This is a genomic window from Bacillus sp. TH19 (assembly GCF_016651075.1).
Taxonomy (GTDB): domain Bacteria; phylum Bacillota; class Bacilli; order Bacillales; family Bacillaceae_G; genus Bacillus_A; species Bacillus_A mycoides.
The window spans coordinates 2,009,148-2,028,265 of sequence record NZ_JAEKEO010000007.1 but is presented as its reverse complement, the minus strand read 5'-3'; the positions used below and the strand labels follow the sequence as shown (position 1 = coordinate 2,028,265).

General features: G+C 34.6%; 12 protein-coding genes and 2 pseudogenes. 2 read left to right on the top strand and 12 right to left on the bottom strand.

What is annotated here, in order from left to right; genetic code table 11:
• Positions 1-38: 38 nt before the first annotated feature.
• The 5 genes from JFU54_RS14275 to JFU54_RS14255 all read right to left on the bottom strand — a co-directional run bounded on the left by JFU54_RS14275 (position 39) and on the right by JFU54_RS14255 (position 7,886).
• A complete protein-coding gene (locus JFU54_RS14275; protein WP_201064862.1) occupies positions 39-1,745 on the bottom strand; it encodes a peptide ABC transporter substrate-binding protein in 1,707 nt (568 codons plus the stop codon).
• A gap of 397 nt (positions 1,746-2,142) precedes the next feature.
• Positions 2,143-3,858: a peptide ABC transporter substrate-binding protein gene (locus tag JFU54_RS14270; RefSeq protein ID WP_201064859.1), complete on the bottom strand. Its 1,716-nt coding sequence runs from the start codon at positions 3,856-3,858 to the stop codon at positions 2,143-2,145.
• A gap of 281 nt (positions 3,859-4,139) precedes the next feature.
• On the bottom strand, positions 4,140-5,837 hold the full coding sequence (locus tag JFU54_RS14265; RefSeq protein WP_063219666.1) for a peptide ABC transporter substrate-binding protein: 1,698 nt from the start codon (positions 5,835-5,837) through the stop codon (positions 4,140-4,142).
• A gap of 356 nt (positions 5,838-6,193) precedes the next feature.
• Positions 6,194-7,000 (bottom strand): ABC transporter permease subunit, encoded by an 807-nt coding sequence (locus tag JFU54_RS14260; protein ID WP_201064856.1) that lies wholly within the window; start codon positions 6,998-7,000, stop codon positions 6,194-6,196.
• Positions 6,993-7,886, bottom strand: coding sequence for an ABC transporter ATP-binding protein (locus JFU54_RS14255; RefSeq protein ID WP_201064853.1), 894 nt, complete (start codon positions 7,884-7,886; stop codon positions 6,993-6,995). The genes JFU54_RS14260 and JFU54_RS14255 overlap by 8 nt, the downstream gene beginning before the upstream one ends.
• Before the next feature lie 164 nt (positions 7,887-8,050).
• On the opposite strand from JFU54_RS14255, the pseudogene JFU54_RS14250 reads away from it, so the two are divergent.
• A pseudogene (locus tag JFU54_RS14250) lies at positions 8,051-8,642 on the top strand (TetR/AcrR family transcriptional regulator).
• 87 nt (positions 8,643-8,729) lie between these two features.
• Here JFU54_RS14250 and JFU54_RS14245 read toward each other — a convergent pair.
• Positions 8,730-9,704: a helix-turn-helix transcriptional regulator gene (locus JFU54_RS14245; RefSeq protein ID WP_002190369.1), complete on the bottom strand. Its 975-nt coding sequence runs from the start codon at positions 9,702-9,704 to the stop codon at positions 8,730-8,732.
• A gap of 59 nt (positions 9,705-9,763) precedes the next feature.
• Here JFU54_RS14245 and JFU54_RS14240 point away from each other — a divergent pair, with 59 nt between their 5' ends.
• Complete coding sequence (locus tag JFU54_RS14240; protein ID WP_201064850.1) at positions 9,764-10,207, top strand: VOC family protein; 444 nt, start codon at positions 9,764-9,766, stop codon at positions 10,205-10,207.
• Between the two features lie 57 nt (positions 10,208-10,264).
• Here the strand turns inward: JFU54_RS14240 and JFU54_RS14235 are convergent, their stop codons facing one another.
• The 6 genes and pseudogenes from JFU54_RS14235 to JFU54_RS14210 form a co-directional block, all read right to left on the bottom strand.
• Positions 10,265-11,296 (bottom strand): oxidoreductase, encoded by a 1,032-nt coding sequence (locus JFU54_RS14235; RefSeq protein ID WP_201064847.1) that lies wholly within the window; start codon positions 11,294-11,296, stop codon positions 10,265-10,267.
• A 423-nt stretch (positions 11,297-11,719) separates the two neighbouring features.
• Positions 11,720-14,142, bottom strand: a pseudogene (gene parC / locus JFU54_RS14230) (DNA topoisomerase IV subunit A).
• A 1-nt stretch (position 14,143) separates the two neighbouring features.
• A complete protein-coding gene (gene parE / locus JFU54_RS14225; RefSeq protein ID WP_002014314.1) occupies positions 14,144-16,108 on the bottom strand; it encodes a DNA topoisomerase IV subunit B in 1,965 nt (654 codons plus the stop codon).
• A gap of 378 nt (positions 16,109-16,486) precedes the next feature.
• Positions 16,487-16,900, bottom strand: a complete 414-nt coding sequence (locus JFU54_RS14220) for a CoA-binding protein (RefSeq protein ID WP_002014313.1) — start codon at positions 16,898-16,900, stop codon at positions 16,487-16,489.
• A 79-nt stretch (positions 16,901-16,979) separates the two neighbouring features.
• On the bottom strand, positions 16,980-18,221 hold the full coding sequence (locus tag JFU54_RS14215; protein ID WP_002014311.1) for a S1C family serine protease: 1,242 nt from the start codon (positions 18,219-18,221) through the stop codon (positions 16,980-16,982).
• A gap of 203 nt (positions 18,222-18,424) precedes the next feature.
• On the bottom strand, positions 18,425-19,102 hold the full coding sequence (locus tag JFU54_RS14210; protein ID WP_201064844.1) for a response regulator transcription factor: 678 nt from the start codon (positions 19,100-19,102) through the stop codon (positions 18,425-18,427).
• Between the last annotated feature and the right edge of the window lie 16 nt (positions 19,103-19,118).

Here is a 19,118-nt window from a genome sequence, read left to right as displayed (position 1 = left end):
GCTATAATACCGCAACTTGAAAATGCTTGTTTCTTTTATTATTTCTCTTCTACATACGCCCATTTGAAACTATATTCCGGACTAATATTATGTTTCACAATTCCCTTTACATTTGGTTGCATAACATATGCTTTAGCACTTTGATATAAAGGTACAAGCGCTACATCTTCTTCAAGTAACAATTTCTCTGCCTTCCCTAACTCTGCCCAACGTTTTTTTGCATCAGCCATCCATTCTGTCTTACTTTTATCAATAATGTCATCATATTTTGAATTTGAGTAGCTCATTTGGTTCTGAGAATTCTTTGTTTCAAACATATCAAGGTACGTCATCGGATCCGCATAATCTGGATTCCAGCCGCCATATGAGAAATCATAATCTTGATCTGATTCTAATTTTAGTTTTTGCTTAAATGGTTGAAGTTTAATATTTACTGTTACACCTTTTAGATTCTTTTCAATTTGATCTTTCACGTACTCCCCAACTTTTTTCGCATTACCAGTATCATAATTTAATAATTCAATTGTCACTTGATCTTTTCCAAGTTCTTTTTTCGCTTCTTCCCAAGCTGCTGCTGCCTTTTTGGAATCTTGTTTTAAACCATTCTTGAATGTTTCTGCGAAATCTTTACCGTCTGGTCCACTTGCTAAACCTTTTGCTACTAAGTAATCAACTGGTTTTGAACCATCATTTAAAATTACATTAGTTAAACCCTTCTTATCAACCGATAATGCAATTGCTTCACGTAATTTTTTGCTCTTTAACGGTGTATCTTGCCCACCACGTTTTTGATTTAGACGTAAGTAAAACGTACTTGTTTCCGAATATGCTCCAAACTCATCTTTTTTATTTCTATACTTATCAACGAATTCTCCAGATAAAAGTGCAAAATCAATTGCACCTGTATCATATAAATTCACCCTAGTAGCTGCTTCTTTTACTACACTATAATTAATTTCATCTAATTTCACTGTCTTTTTATCCCAATACTGATCATTTTTCTTCAACTTCCAACCTTGCTCATGCTTCCAATCAGTAAGCACAAATGGACCGTTATAAACTGTTGTATCGGACTCTAAACCGTATTTCTTCCCTTTTTCTTTTACAAACTTTTCATTTAACGGATAGTATGATGCAAATGCCATTAAGTTCAAGAAATATGGTACCGGTCTGTCTAATTCAACTTCAAGCGTATAATCATCAACTGCTTTTACACCTAACGTAGAAACTTCTGCTTTCCCTTGATTAATTGCTTCTGCATTTTTAAGATAGTAAGCAATAAATGCATACTCAGCAGCTGTTTGTGGATCTACTAGACGTTGCCATGCAAATACGAAATCTTTCGCAGTTACAGGATCACCGTTTGACCATTTTGCATCTTTACGTAATTTGAATGTATATTTTTTACCATCCTCGCTTTTTGTACTAGATTCTGCTACAGCTGGGATTGGCTTATTATCTTTATCAAGGCGATATAAACCTTCCATTGTATTCCCCAAAATTTGCGAGCCAAGTGTATCTGTATTTTTTGAAGTATCCATCGTCGGAATTTCATTCGTTTCTGTACGATTTAACACTTGCTTTGCCGCATATTTAATATCGGATTTCTTCTCTTCCCCACCATTATTAGACGTCGTAGTCGTTTTCTTTTCCCCACCGGAAGACCCAGAACATGCTGTTAACGCCATACTCATCGCTAATACTGGCGCTACAACCGCCGTGAACTTTTTCATCTTTTTCTTCATTCTTGTACCCTCCCCAATTATATGTACGCTACTAACTTTTAGAGATTTCTACCAACTTTATTTATCAGAAAATTCTTATTAATTAATATTCTACTATTTTTTTCAGTTTTGTAAAGTATTTTTAAGAATATTCTAAAAGTTTATTTTTTTATGATAGTAACTTGTTATTTTACTATTACTACTATATGAATTATCCCCCATCTACTATATGTAAACATACCTCCTCTTATTCTTCTCTATTACTAAGTTCTATATTTTTCTCATCAATATGAACTCTCTGCTATCATTTATCTATCCAATTGTTGAACTCCTTTCTAATTTCCATGTGCCTTATTCTCCTATTCATACAAAAAAAGCATTTCAAAAGCAGCTTAGCCACTTTTAAAATGCCTCTATATTATTTTTTCCCGCCATCCTCAGTTACATACGCCCACTTAAAGCTATATTCTGGACTGATGTTATGTTTAACGACGCCTTTTACATTCGGTTTCATTACATATGATCTTCCTGTTTGATATAAAGGAACTAATCCTGCATCTTCTTCAAGGAATAATTTTTCTGCTTTTCCTAACGCTTCCCAACGCTTCTTCGGATCAGATAATAATTCATTACCTGCTTTTTGCACCATTTCATCGTATTTCGGATTCGAATAACTCATTTGGTTATATGGGCTCTTCGATTCAAACATATCAATAAATGTCATTGGATCCGCATAATCTGGGCTCCAGCCTGCATAAGAGATTTCATAATCTTGCGCTGACTCTAATTTTAATTTTTGTTTGAACGGCTGAATTTTCGTATTAATCGTTACACCTTTTAAATTTTTCTCAATTTGATCTTTAACATAATCAGCAATCTTTTTCGCAGTTCCATCATCATAGCTTAGTAATTCAATTGTAACTTGATCTTTTCCAAGTTCCTTTTTCGCTTCTTCCCATGCAGCTGCTGCTTTTTTCGTATCTTGTTTCAGACCATTTTTAAACGTATCTTGGTAATCTTTACCGTCAGGTCCTGTCGCAAGCCCTTTTGGAACCAATTGATCTGTTGCTTTTGATCCATTATTTAAAATAACGTTTGCTAAGCCCTTTTTATCAACTGATAACGCAATTGCTTCACGCAGTTTTTTGCTCTTTAACGGTGTATCCTGTCCGTTACGCTTTTGATTTAAACGTAAGAAGAATGTACTTGATTCTGCATACTCACCGTACTCATCTTTATTCGATTTATATTTATCTACAAACTCTCCTGATAGTAGTGTGAAATCAATTGATCCTGTATCATATAAATTTACTTTTGTAGCCACTTCTTTTACAACGCTGTAATTAATTTCTTCTAATTTCACAGTCTTATTATCCCAATATTTATCATTTTTCTTCAGCTGCCATCCTTGTTCATGTTTCCATGAAGACATAACGAATGGTCCGTTATACACCGTTGTATCTGCTTCTAAACCAAACTTATCTCCTTTTTCTTTTACAAACTTTTCATTTAATGGATAGTATGACGGGAATGCTAATAAGTTTAAGAAATATGGTACTGGTTTTTCTAATTCTACTTCAAGTGTATAATCATCTACCGCTTTTGCACCTAATTCCGTTGCAGGTTTTTCACCTTTATTAATTGCCTCTGCATTTTTAATATAGTAGGCAATAAACGCATATTCTGCCGCTGTGTTTTTATCAAGTAAGCGCTGCCATCCATATACGAAATCTTTCGCTGTTACAGGCTCTCCATTTGACCATTTTGCATCTTTACGCAGTTTAAACGTATATTTTTTACCATCTTCGCTTTTCGTACTTGATTCTGCAGCAGCCGGAATAGGCTTATTATCTTTATCAAGACGATATAATCCTTCCATTGTGTTTCCTAAAATTTGTGCCCCTAACGTATCAGTAGATTTAGAAGTGTCCATCGTCGGAATTTCTTGATTTTCCGTACGATTTAATACTTGCTTCGCTGCATATTTAATATCAGCTTTTTTTTCTTCCCCACTATTAGATGTAGTAGTCGTTTTCTTCTCCCCACCTGATCCAGAGCACGCTGTCAATGCAACACTCATTGCTAAAACTGGTACTACAACCGCTGTTAACTTTTTCATCTTTTTTCTCTTCATTTTTATACCCTCCCCAATTATATGTACAATACCAACCCTTGAGAAACCCCTTGCTAAGGATTTGCTTTTCAGAAAATTATAACTAATATTATTCTACTCTATTTTCCGTGTTTGTAAATAGTTTTATTTTAAATATTCAGATTTTTCCCTCGTAATTTAGTATGATTTATCCCTCATCTACTGTATTTACATACTATACCCCTTATTCTTCTCTATTTAACTGAGCTAAAAAAAAGCATTCCAAAGTAGCTAAGCTACTTTGGAATGCCTTTTTAACTCTATTATTTTTCAGTCACGTATGCCCACTTAAAGCTAAATTCTGGACTGATATTATGTTTTACTACACCTTTTACATTTGGTTGTAAAACATAAGAATCTCCACGTTGATATAAAGGTACAATCGCTACATCTTCTTCAAGTAATGTTTTTTCAGCTTTTCCTAACTCTTCCCAACGTTTCTTCGCATCGCTCATTAATTCCGTTCCAGCTTTTTTCACCATGCCGTCATATTTAGGGTCAGAGAAGCTCATTTGGTTATGAGAATGTCCAGTCTCAAACATATCTAAGAACGTCATTGGATCTGCATAATCTGGATTCCAACCACCGTATGAAATATCATATTGTTGCTCAGATTCTAATTTTAGTTTTTGCTTAAATGGTTGAAGTTTAATGTTAACTGTTACACCTTTTAAGTTCTTCTCAATTTGGTCCTTAATATATTCTCCAACTTTTTTCGCATTACCAGTATCATAGTTTAAGAATTCAATTGTAACTTGGTCTTTACCTAGCTCTTTTTTCGCTTCTTCCCAAGCTGCAGCAGCTTTTTTAGCATCTGGTTTCAAACCATTTTTAAACGTTTCTTGGAAGTCTTTACCGTCTGGTCCAGTTGCTAAACCTTTTGGTACTAAGAAGTCAGCTTCTTTTGATCCATCATTTAAAATTACGTTTGCTAAATTCTTTTTATCAACTGATAGTGCAATTGCTTCACGTAACTTTTTACTCTTTAATGGTGTATCTTGTCCATCACGTTTTTGGTTCATACGAATGAAATACGTACTCACTTGTGAATATGTTCCGAATTCATCTTTCTTATTTCTGTATTTATCTACGAACTCTCCAGTTAATAAAGCAAAGTCAACTTGACCGCTATCATATAAATTGATAAGAGTTGCTGGTTCTTTAACAACACTGAAGTTAACTTCTTCAAGTTTTACAGTCTTTTTATCCCAATATTGATCATTTTTCTTTAATTGCCATCCTTGTTCATGCTTCCAATCTTTAAGAACGAACGGTCCATTATAAACTGTTGTATCAGACTCTATACCGAACTTCTCCCCTTTTTCTTTTACGAATTTTTCATTTAATGGGTAGTACGATGGGAATGCTACTAAGTTTAAGAAGTACGGTACCGCTTGCTCTAATTCAACTTCAAGCGTAAGATCATCTACCGCTTTCACTCCTAATTCAGCTACAGGTTTTTCACCTTTATTAACCACTTCTGCATTTTTAATTGGGAATGCGATAAATGCATACTCAGCAGCTGTTTTTGGATCTAATAGACGTTGCCAAGCATATACGAAATCTTTCGCCGTTACTGGATCTCCATTTGACCATTTTGCATCTTTACGCAGTTTAAATGTATATTTTTTACCATCTTCACTTTTCGTGCTAGATTCTGCTGCAGCTGGAATAGGCTTATTATCTTTATCCAGACGATATAATCCTTCCATCGTATTCCCTAGCATTTGTGAAGATACTGTATCTGTTGATTTAGAAGAATCCATCGTTGGAATCTCTTGGTTTACTGTTCGATTCAACACTTGTTTTGCCGCTAATTTTCCCTCTGACTTGCTATCTCCACTTGAGTTTGTGCTTGTCTTTTTATCTCCGCCTGATGTAGAACACGCTGTTAATGCCATGCTCATTGCTAAAACCGGTACTACAACTGCTGTTAGTTTTTTCATTTTTTTCTTTTTCATTTTTGTACCCTCCCTAATTCTAAACGATAGCTATTTAAGAATTTTCTGATAATTCTGTTTTTCTTTATATATTTATCAGACGATTCTTACTACTTCTTATTCTACTAATTTTTTAAAATTTGTAAAGTGTTATTATTGAAAATTATTAAAAAATTATTTTCTTACAGTAATATTCATAAAAATTCCATATAGTTTTTTAACATCATTTATTATCGTTACATATACACTAATTTAATAGTGTTAATGATACTTTCCAATAAATAGACTGTAAATTGTCGTTAATAAATAATGTATATTCTAGAGATCTCTTTCCTACAAAAACAAAAAAAGCCCACTTTCTCAGTGGACTTTCTAATTTACAACGGTAAATCCCTCTTCCTAAACACTACAATTGCTACTATGAAGATACAAAGTGCTCCAGCAGTTAAGCCTATACTTACTGGCCATATATTATATGTTCCTTCAGCAATTTCTTTCGGACGAAACAATGTAAATAAAGATATATTTCTCATCCACTCTAACTTATCACTTAATTTCCCTACCATATCTAATACGAAAAATAAGATTGTTAAACTGGCTGAGTAGCTAAGTGCCTTTCTTTCATCATTACATATACAAGAAAAGAAAAATGAATAGGCACTAACTACTAAAAATATAAGCCCTCCAACTAAATTTATTTTCAAAAATAATTCTTTATTTAAGTTATTATCTTTTAAAAACCAATCTGCACCTAATATACCAGCTACATAAGTGACAATTACAATTATTAGTAGCCCCAATATGAGAACAGTAGCTTGTGTAATTGCAATTTGCACCCTGGATACAGGTGTTGCTAATAAATATGCCATCGCCCCTTTATCTACATGACGAGCAATTAGATGCGTTGCAACCGTGACACAAAAAATTGTTAAAATGATAATAAACAATAGACTATAATATTCACCAGCTAAAAAATCCATTACATTTTGAATCGGACTTTCCATTCCAACAATTTTTTTCACACTATCAGGCATGGCACTTATTAATTCATTTAAACCTTTGGCTGAAACCATCGATGGGAATATCCAAATTAATAACCATAAATAAAGAGCTGCACCAGTAGCATAGCTGAATATACTTTTTTTCGTTTCTTTCAAACTAGCTAAAAATAGTTGTTTATTCATGCTTTACCCCTTCTTTCTTCTCGTAATAATGCATAAATAAATGTTCTAAATCCGTCGCTCTCGTTTGAAGTGCAGTTACATTATAGTTTGAAAGTATTTGTAAAACAGTTTGATAGTTTCCTTGCACAATAATTGACGCCTCTCTACCTTTCATTCCTTCAAATTGCAAATCACATTGTTTAAGAGATTCGATTTCTTCTTGAGATGATACTGTTACATCTATCACCTGTCTTCTCATGCCTTGTAAATTATGAATGTTTTCAACGGTTACAAGACAACCATCTTTAATAATAGCTACTCTGTCACAAGTTCTCTCAATTTCAGTGAAAATATGTGATGACATAAGGATTGTTTTTCCTCTTTGCTTTTCCTCTAATATTAAATCTATAAATACTTGTTGCATAAGTGGATCGAGTCCTGATGTCGGTTCATCTAAAATTAACACTTCTGGATCATGCATAAATGCCGCAACTATACCTACTTTTTGTTTCATTCCTTTAGACATTTTTCGAATTGGTGTTTTCACATCGAACTGCAAACGTTCTATCAATTTATCTCGTCTTTTTATATTTTTTAACCCACGCATTCCTTGCATCAAATTTAAAAATTCTAATCCATTCATTCCTTCAATAAAAGAAATTTCTCCTGGTAAATAGCCAACTTCTCTTTGAATTTTCGCAGCATCTTCCCAACAATCTAATCCGAAAATTGTCGCTTTACCAGCCGTCGGTTTTATAAATCCCATTAAATTACGAATCGTTGTTGATTTCCCAGCACCATTTGGTCCTAAGTAGCCAAAAACTTCTCCTTCTTTCACTTCAAATGTAATATCAAACAAGCCTTTTCCATTTGAAAACTGTTTTGTAACATTTTGAACTGAAATCATAAACCCACCTCATTTTTTGAAATATTTAACATGTGATATTTCAAAATTATTGTACTCCTCATCTTTCATATTCGCAACAACTTTTTGAAATATTTATATGTCCATATTTCAAAAATATTGTTTTCAATTATTTTTTCTTGTATATTTTAAATGAGGTGATTGTATTGAACGGCTTTGAAAAAGTGAAAGAAAAGAAAAAAGTGCCATTAAAGATGCGGCCTTTACATTATTTTCAGAACGTGGCTTTAATGAAGTGAAAATAGAACATATTGCAAAAAAAGCAAACGTTTCTCAAGTGACAATTTATAATCATTTCGGAAGTAAAGATGCGTTATTTAGGGAGCTTATACAAGAATTTATAATATCTGAATTTCAATATTATAAAAAACTTGCAGAAGAAAAATTACCTTTTCATGAGATGATGCAAAAAATGATTGTAAGAAAAATGAATACTGGGGGTTATTTCAGCCGGATATGTTACTACAAATGATGCAAAGAGATGATGAGCTCCGAAAGTTTATTTATAGTTATCAAAACGAAAAAATCTTGCCTTGGTATTTAGAAATACTAGAACAAGCACAGCAAAAAAATGAAATTAACCCTCACCTTACTAAAGAAATGATGTTACTATACATTCAAATGTTCACTAAACTAGGTGATGATTTCGGGGCTCAGCTTCTTGAAGGAGATCGCGAAAAACATATAGAAGATATCGTTACGATGTTCTTTTATGGACTGTCCGTCCCAGAAAAATAATGTTTCTAAAGAACAAATACCATCACAAAAAAGCCCTTTGGATATTTAAATCTCAAGGGCTTTTTGGTGTTAAAAAAATTATTAATACTAATTTTCTCTTAACGAAGTTAAATGCTGCTTTATAGATAATACCTTATTATAGATTAACTCTTTTAGCATAACAGGCTGAATTGAGATAATCGTTTCTCCGAAATTCAGAAAATAGTTCGAGATAAAATCAACTTCTTGTTTATTAAAATAGCCTGTTATAATGTAATTTTCGTTTTCTTTTTGTATCTTCATGGAAGGATAATTCTCTTTATCAAAAATGTCTTTTCCTTTTTGATTAACAACGACAATAAAATCAGTTGCATCAGGCCTTCTATGAAAATTAGTAAGATAACTTAACAATTCTTCAAGATTTTTTGAATTCGTATTGCTTGTTTCCACAATAGAAAGAATTTTATCACATCTAATTATTTGAACATGATTTGTCTCAAAATTAAAGATTTTAGCATACCACTGGCCAAATTTAGATTCTATTCGAATAAATTGGGCGACCAATACTTTCTCCTCATCTTTTTTTAAATATGTTAAATGATAAACTCGCTCAGCAAAAATCCCCTGTAAAAGTTCTTTTAAGAACGGACTAAAGTTACTATGATTTGTTACTTCAAAGGAAAGCGTTCGTTCCATGATTGAAATATTTTTACTCACATTATCAGGTAATACATGTTTAAATTTATTTTCAAGCGCAATACTTTCTATATTAAATGGCTTTGTTTTGTATCCATTTAATGTAAGCATCGAAAAGTATAACGCATACATTTCATCCACACTAAAATATATTGGTGATAACACACTATTTTCTATAATTTTATAACTCCCATTTCTACCTAGTTCAGAATATATTGGTACACCTATTTCTTCTAATGATTGAATATCTCGCAACGCGGTACTTTTAGAAATATCATATCTAACCATTAAATCTTTTAAATTAAAATATCTTTTATTATTTAAGAAAATAAGCATATCATTTATTCGTTCAGTTTTTTTCATATTTCCCTCCATAAAAGGTGTCATGTATTGAAACCTTTTTAGTCTATATTATAATTATTAACTAATAAAGGAGTTATATATTTATGACATTAGAAATAGCTATTTTTCTTTCAATGAATGGGCAAGCAAAGGAGGCAATTAATTTTTATACACGTAATTTAGAGGCCAAGAAGTTAATGATTGTTACGTATGAAGAACTGGCCAAAAGAGATAGTTCTTTTGAAATTACAAGTGAAAATAAAGATCATATTGCCCACTCTGTTTTACAAATTGGGAATACAAAGCTAATGATAGCCGAAGATACAATGAACCCTACTGAACGTTATAGCGTTGGAAATAACATGTCACTTTGCATTCAAAGTGCTGATTTAGAAGAAATACAAAGATTTTATAATAATTTAATTTCCGATAAGCATGTGAAAATAATCTCTCCACTAGAAAAAAATATATTTAGTGAAGCATATGGTATTATTGAAGATCCTTACGGCATACAAATCCAATTAATGTATGACAAACGACTAAACTAAATAATGAGTCATATTCGCATATTCCTAATAAAAAAAGACACGAAATTCGTGTCTTTTTTATTTTACCGCAATGACTCTACCCGTTTCACTACTTTCAGTCGCCAATTTAATCAATTTAATAACGTCTAAACCTTCTTGAGCAGTTACAGGTAGTTTTTCACCATTTAATATGCTATCTCGCACGCCTTTATAATACATGTCATAGCAGCCGACTTCCGTTGGAATACGCTCTAAGCTTTCTTCTGTTTCTAAAGTAGCAAAATTCTCTTCAGAGTCTGCTCCATAACCATTATCCCCTGGCTTCATTCCAGTCTTTAATTGTTCTTCCTGTGAATCCATACCATACTTCACGATAGAACCTTTATCTCCATGCAGTGTAAAATGTGGTCCAGCTTGCTTTACGTAACTGCTACTATGTAAAATAACGCGCTTCACTCCATAGTGAAGTACAACATGGAAGTAATCATCCACTTCTGCACCTGGTCGTTGTTTTATTACATCTGCGCTTATCGCATCTGGTTTCCCAAATAATGATAATGCTTGGTCAATTAAATGCGATCCTAAATCATATAATATACCTGATCCTGGTAAGTTCTTTTCTCTCCAGCGATCGCGTACATGTGGGCGGAAACGATCGAAATGCGCTTCATATGCGTATACATTCCCTATTCTTTTTTCTTGTAATAATTTCTTTATCGTTAAGAAATCATTATCCAAACGGCGATTATGATACACACTTAAAACGACATTATGTCGGTTCGCTAATGAAATAAGTTCTTCTCCTTCTTCAATTGAAACAACGAATGGTTTTTCCACAACAACATGCTTACCGTGTACAATTGCTTCTTTTACATATGGAAAATGGGTTGTATTCGGCGAAGTAATGACCACTAAGTCAATATCAGCTCGATTTACTAATTCATCAATTGTACCAACAACTTCAGCATTTGGTAATGCTTGTTTCACTACTTCTTCTTTTGATGATAAAATAGCACGAATATCGTATTCTTCTATCGTTTGTAATAACGGGATGTGAAATGTTGTACTAGAAAATCCAAATCCTACAATCCCTACACCTATTTTTTTCATGTTGCCCCTCCATTTGTCCCGCTTTAACGAGCAGTAAGATTCCTAACTCAAAATTCAGCGAAAGCAAAGAAATTAGGTGAGGAATCAACTGCTCGTAAAAGCCCGATTGGTTCAACTAATAATCAGTGGGGATAAAGAAAATCCCCACTGATTAAAGTTTCACTTTATGAGAACGATTTCATTTCATCATTATAACAAGATTATTTTTATATACATAATGATTTGCTTAGAAAAAAGCATCTTACTATCATTCATAGCAAGATGCTCCCTTTATCCCGCATTAACGCGCAGGAAGACTCCCACCTCAAAATAAGGCGAATGCGAGGGAGGTTAGGCGGGAGACCAACTGCCCGTAAAAGCCCGATTGGTGAAGGCTAATAATCAGTGGGGGATGGAAAAAACCCCACTAATTAAAGTTTCACTTTATTCCGTTCTTTTCTTTGTCCACGTTTCAATTACTTCACCAGTATCATTAACATCTAGTACTAAACTACCATTACTATACCGGTCTTTATTGCGAAACGCTTTCGGATCAATTTCTTCTACAATGTGTTTCTCTGTCTTCATGTAAACTAATTCATCATCTCGAACAATTTCAATACCGACAATGCGGTACGGATTACGTTTTAACTCTTTAAAAATTACAAGGCCTCGCTTCGCCCTCGTTGATTTCTCAATTTCCGATGCCTTTATACGTTTCACAGCACCTCGCTGCGTAACGAGAATAAGTTGATCTTTTTCACCATTTAACGGTTTACCAGAAGCAACATAGTCATCTTCTTTTAAATTAATTGCTTTCACACCAGCTGCTCTGACACCAACTGGACTTACTTCTTCTTCATTGAATACAAGTGCATATGCACCATGTGTTGCAAGAACAATATCACTTGTCCCATCTGTCGCAAATATATCAACAACTTCATCATCTTTTTTCAAGTTTACAGCAACGAATGCCCGTGAATAACGCTGCACTTTATATTGGTTTAATTCTGTTTTCTTAATCATACCGTTTCGTGTAACAAATACGATAAATCGTTTTTCTTCTTCAAAATTCGGTACGACTGTTGCCCAAATTAACGATTCATCTCGCTCGAGTGAAACAAGATTCGCAACGTGTTGACCTAAATCTTTCCAACGAATTTCTGGCATTTCATACACAGGAAGATAAATATAATTTCCTTTGTTCGTAAATAAAAGAACGGTTTCTGTCGTGTTTGTATCGAAACGCTCAAGTAAGATGTCACCCTCTTTCATACCGAAGTATTTCCCGTTCGATGCATTATGCGAACGCCAACCTGTTCGTTTCACATAGCCTTCTTTCGTTACAGTAACGATGACATCTTCTTGCGGAATCATAACTTCCACATCGATTTTAATTTCTTCAATTTCCTCTTCAATTATCGCACGGCGATTATCACTATATGTTTTCTTTACTCTCTTCAAATCTGTTTTAATAACTTGAAAAAGTCTTTTTTCACTTTGTAAAATTGACTGTAACTCTATAATTTTCTTACTAAGTTCCGCTGCTTCTTGCTCTAGCGCTGTAATATCTGTATTTGTTAAACGATATAATTGCAGTGAAACAATTGCTTCTGACTGCGCCTCTGTAAATCCAAATTTCGCACTTAAATTATCTTTCGCATTACGCTTATCTTTAGACCCACGGATTGTTTCAATCACTTCATCTAAAATTGATAATGCTTTCTTTAAACCTTCTACAATATGCTGACGATTTTCTGCTTTTCTTAATTCATATTGTGAGCGTCTTGTAACAACTTCTTTCTGATGTCCAATATATGCATCCAAAATCTTAGGTAATGTCATAAGTGTCGGACGACGATTATTTATCGCTACCATATTAAAGTTGTATGGAATTTGTAAATCTGTATTTTTATATAAATAATTTAAAATACCTTCAGCATTCGCTTCTTTTTTAATTCTACAACGATACGAAGACCTGTACGATCTGTCTCATCACGTACTTCAGCAATTCCATCTAGCTTTTTATCTATACGTAATTCATCCATTTTCTTAACAAGATTCGCTTTATTTACTTCGTACGGAATTTCTGTAATAACGATTTGTTGCTTCCCGCCACGAATCGTTTCAACCTCTGCTTTTCCGCGAATAATAATTTTACCTTTACCTGTTTCATACGCTTTTTTAATGCCATCTATCCCTTGTATAATACCACCTGTAGGGAAATCTGGTCCTTTAATAACTGTTAACAAGTCCTCCACAGAACTATTCGGTTGATCGATACGCATAATTGTAGCATCAATTACTTCTCCAAGATGATGCGGTGGAATTTCTGTTGCATAACCAGCGGAAATCCCTGTAGATCCGTTCACTAATAAGTTCGGGAACATTGCCGGTAATACAATAGGTTCTTCACTCGTATCATCAAAGTTTGACACGAATTCTACTGTTTCTTTATCAAGATCACGTAATAACTCAGATGCGATTGGTGATAAACGTGCTTCCGTATAACGCATTGCCGCTGCTGGATCCCCATCAACACTACCGTTATTTCCGTGCATTTCAACTAAAACATTACGTACTTTCCAAGTTTGACTTAAACGGACCATCGCCTCATATACAGAGGAATCACCATGTGGATGATAATTACCGATAACATTACCTACTGTTTTAGCTGATTTACGAAACGCTTTATCATGTACGTTTCCTTCTACATACATAGAATATAAAATACGTCTTTGTACCGGTTTTAAACCGTCACGCGCATCTGGAAGCGCGCGGTCTTGAATAATATATTTACTATAACGTGCAAAGCGGTCACCTAACACGTCTTCAAGCGGGAGGTCATGAAACTTCTCTGCCTGCATGTTATTCCACCTCCGTCTCCATAATCATTTCATTTTCTAAAATATTTCCTTCTTCTTGCATACCAAATTGTACATTACGCTCAATCCATTTACGGCGAGGTTCTACTTTATCCCCCATCAATGTCGTAACTCGGCGCTCGGCTCTTGATGCATCGTCAATTTTCACACGGATTAACGTACGTGTTTCAGGGTTCATCGTTGTTTCCCATAATTGATCGGCATTCATTTCGCCAAGTCCTTTATAGCGCTGCAACATGTAGCCTTTACCGACCTTTTTCGTTACATCACCTAATTCTTCATCAGACCATGCATATTCAATTACTTCACTTTTCCCTTTTCCTTTACTTACTTTATATAAAGGTGGAAGTGCGATAAATACTTTACCAGCTTCAATAAGTGGTTTCATATAACGGTAGAAGAACGTCAGTAGTAACACTTGAATATGTGCTCCATCCGTATCTGCATCGGTCATAATAACAACTTTATCGTAGTTAATATCTTCAACAGCGAACTCATTCCCTACGCCTCCGCCAATTGCGTAAATAATCGTATTGATCTCTTCGTTCTTAAAAATATCAGCAAGCTTTGCTTTTTCCGTGTTAATTACTTTACCACGTAATGGTAGTACCGCTTGGAAACGACGATCTCGCCCTTGCTTTGCTGAACCACCAGCCGAGTCACCCTCTACTAAATACAATTCGTTTTTTTGAGGATTACGTGATTGTGCAGGTGTTAACTTCCCGCTTAAAGTACCTTCTGATTTTTTCTTCTTCTTACCAGTACGCGCTTCTTCTCTCGCTTTACGAGCAGCCTCACGTGCTTGTGCTGCTTTAATTGCCTTTCTCACAAGAAGTGTAGCTACATCCGGGTTTTCTTCTAAAAAGTAAGCTAAATGCTCAGATACAATTGCATCAATTGAAGAACGAGCTTCACTTGTACCTAGTTTCCCTTTCGTTTGCCCTTCAAACTGGAGTACGTCTTCTGGTACACGTACAGAAACAATCGAAGCTAATCCTTCTCGAATATCTGTACCCTCTAAATTTTTGTCTTTTTCTTTTAATAAAGAAACTTTACGAGCATACTCATTGAACACACGTGTCATTGCTGTTTTAAATCCAGCTTCGTGTGTACCACCGTCTTTTGTACGTACATTATTTACAAACGAAAGAATGTTTTCTGAGTAACCATCATTAAACTGAAAGGCTAACTCTGCTTCAATTCCATTTTGCTCACCCGAGAAATATACAACTGGATGAATCGAATCTTTCTCTTCGTTTAAGTATGAAACGAAAGCCTCAATTCCTGTTTCATAATGAAACACATCTTCTAAATCATTACGCTCATCTTTTATCGAGATTTTCATTCCTTTTAATAAGAATGCAGATTCACGTAATCTCTCACATAATGTTTCATAATTATAATTTGTTGTGCTGAAAATAGTTGTATCTGGTTTGAAGTGCATCGTTGTACCAGACTCTTTCGTTTTCCCGATTTTCTCTAACGTCGTTGCAGGAGTACCACCATTTTCAAAGCGTTGTTCATAAATGCTACCATCTCGCTTAATCGTTACTACTAGCCATTCTGATAAGGCGTTTACAACTGATGCCCCAACACCGTGTAAACCACCACTCGTTTTATAGCCTCCTTGGCCAAACTTACCACCAGCATGAAGTACTGTTAAAATAACTTCAGGTGTCGGCTTTCCAAGCTTATGCATTCCCGTAGGCATTCCTCGCCCTTTATCAATTACGCTAATACTATTATCTTTATGTATTACGACAGAAATTTCGTCGCCAAATCCCGCTAATGCTTCATCAACGGAGTTATCTACTATTTCATATACTAAATGATGCAATCCACGGCTATCCGTACTCCCGATATACATACCCGGGCGTTTTCGAACGGCTTCAAGTCCTTCTAACACTTGAATTGCATCTTCATTATATTGGAACTGATGCTTCGCCAAACTCCTTGCCCCTTTCCTAATCAAATCAGAACATATGTTTCTATTATAGAATAACGCCTCGACTATAGTTTTGGCAAGTTATCTTATCTCTTTTATATACTATTTTCAATAGAAAAATCCTTGTTTTTTTTCACAAGGATTCCTCTAGGCTACTATTTCAGAAAAATAATCGTTTGTCAACGAGAAATGGATATGTATTCCAACATTATACATTCCAAACCTTTATCATGATCCAAATGATCAATATCCAAAATGGGATAACAAGTAACAATCCCCAAAAACAGCCTTTAAAAAATCTCATGATGAACACCTCGTTCATCCGCCCTACTTATGTAAAAAGCGAGGGCTGAATCAATCTTTCTATCTTTAAAATCTATACTATTTTGTCATTACATGCTCTACTTTAATGCAACGATCCATTATTACTGTGTAGCCTTTTTCTTGTAAAAGTTTATATGTATCTTCATCTTGTACTCCTAATTGTGCCCAGAAAACATCTGCATCAATCTCTACAAACTCTTTCGCAACATCCTTTAAAAATTCTGAGCGACGAAACACATTTACAATATCAACATGTTCTTTAATATCCGTCAGTGAAGAAACCGCCTTTTCTCCGAGTACTTCATCTACTGTTGGATTTACTGGAATAATGCGGTACCCAGCATCTTGCATTGCTTTTGAAACCATATACGATGTGCGTTCTGGCTTATCTGATAATCCAACAACTGCAATCGTTTTACTTTTCTTTAATACTTCACCAATTTCCGTACGAGTTGGGTTTTCAATTATCATAATTTATCCCTCCTATTTCTTTAGTATATCCGATAAAGAAAGTCTCTTTCAACATGAAAGAGACTTTCTTTTATTCCGATTATTGATTCTTTGTAGCTGAATTATCTGCTAATGTAGCTGTTTTCGTCATTTTTTGGCCATTGCGATAGAATGTAACTTCTACTTTCTCGCCTACTTTTTTCTTTTCATATAAATATTTACGGAATTGAAGTGAATTCTCTACTTTTTGATCATCTAACGCTACTACTATATCATATTGCTCTAAACCAGCTTTTTCCGCTGGTGATATTGGATAGATTTTACCTAATACAACGCCGTTTGTTACTTCTTTTGGCACTTTTAATTGATTTACTGCATAAGCTTGCACATCTTCTAATGAAACGACACCGACTCCTAGTGCTGGACGTTTCACCACTCCTTCTTTTTCAAGGGATTCAATAACTGGCTTTGCAATATTAATTGGAATAGCAAATCCAATTCCTTCAACTTCTTGTTGTGCAATTTTACTTGAATTAATCCCAATTATTTCACCGTTTTGGTTAAATAACGCACCACCACTATTACCTGGGTTAATCGCTGCATCTGTTTGAATAACTTGAGCATTCCAATCTGCACGCTTATCGCCATCAATATCTACTGGAATTTCACGTTCTTTGCTACTAATAATACCTTCTGTTACACTTCCATCAAACCCAAGTGGGTTACCGATTGCAATCGCTTTTTCACCCGCACGAAGTTTACTTGAATCACCTAAAGTGGCAACTTTATTTACATTAGATCCATCAATTTCTACAACCGCTAAATCTAACCAAGGGTCTTTCCCTACAAGCTTTGCATCTACCTTTTTACCATCACTTAGTTTTACAGCAAGTTTATTTGCTCCATCTACTACATGGTTGTTCGTTACAATATACGCTTTATTTCCTGCTTTTTTATAAATAACACCTGATCCTGAGCCAGCTTGTTGCTCTTGGCCTGTCGGTTGCATTGCAAATGGATCAACACTTTGTTGCATATTAATAACACCTACAACAACATCCTTCGCGCCTTCGATCATTCCCGGTAAATCAGTTTCATTTTTCGCTTTATTTACAACTGGAACTACAGTTCCTTCTACTTGTTTATTAGAATTGAATGACGAAACAGCTGCATTATTATTTTGCACCCATGGCATGTACGGTGCTGCAAAACTAATCGAAACCGCCCCGACTACAGCTCCAACTAAACCTGTGAAAAAATATCCTTTTTTACTACCTGATTTTTTCACTTCTCTCGTTTCACTATGCTCTTCATTCAAATTCGGTCCGTCGTAATATCCCATGTTTTATTTCCCCTCCCTGGTGAATTCGTACTTTCAGTATAGTCACATTTTGTGTCCTTCTTGTGAACTCATCGTGAAATCCAATTAAAAAAATACTCCTATCTACCATTGTAGACAAAAAAAGTATTTTTTGTACATTCCACCTACAAAGGAGAGTGTAAATTTGCTATATCCCAAAGCCGAGATGCATAGTAACTTAAAGGTTATTCTTCGAATTTGTAACCTACTCGAATAACAGTGCCGATATGCTTCGCCTTATCTCCTAGCTTATTTCGCAGTTTTTTAATATGTGTATCAACCGTTCGGTCATCACCGTAGTAATCATATCCCCATAACTGATCTAATAAATGTTGACGTGACAACACAATTCCTTTGTTCTCCATTAAATAAACAAGAAGTTCAAACTCCTTATGTGTCAATATAATTTCTTCACCATCTACTAAAACTGTTCTAGATAGTCGATTCACTTCTATTCCAGCTAAAGACATATTATTTTCTTCTGATACTCCTACCGCTCCATCCGCACGTTTCAATAACGTCTTCGCGCGAGCTACTAACACTTTCGGGCTAAATGGTTTCGTTACATACTCATCTGCACCTAATTCAAAACCTAGTAATGTATCATCCTCATCCGAACGTGCTGTTAGCATAATAATTGGTACTGCTGATTCTTTTCTAATTCGTCTACAAACAGACCATCCATCTATTTCTGGTAACATAATATCTAACATAATTAAATCAATTTCATGCTCTGCAAATAATTCTAACGCTTTTTTCCCGTCTTCTGCTTCGATTACTTCAAAGCCTTCATTACGAAAATAATCACTAACAATTTCACGTAATCTTCTTTCATCTTCAACAAGTAATACTGTTTTATTCATATAATCTATCCCGCCT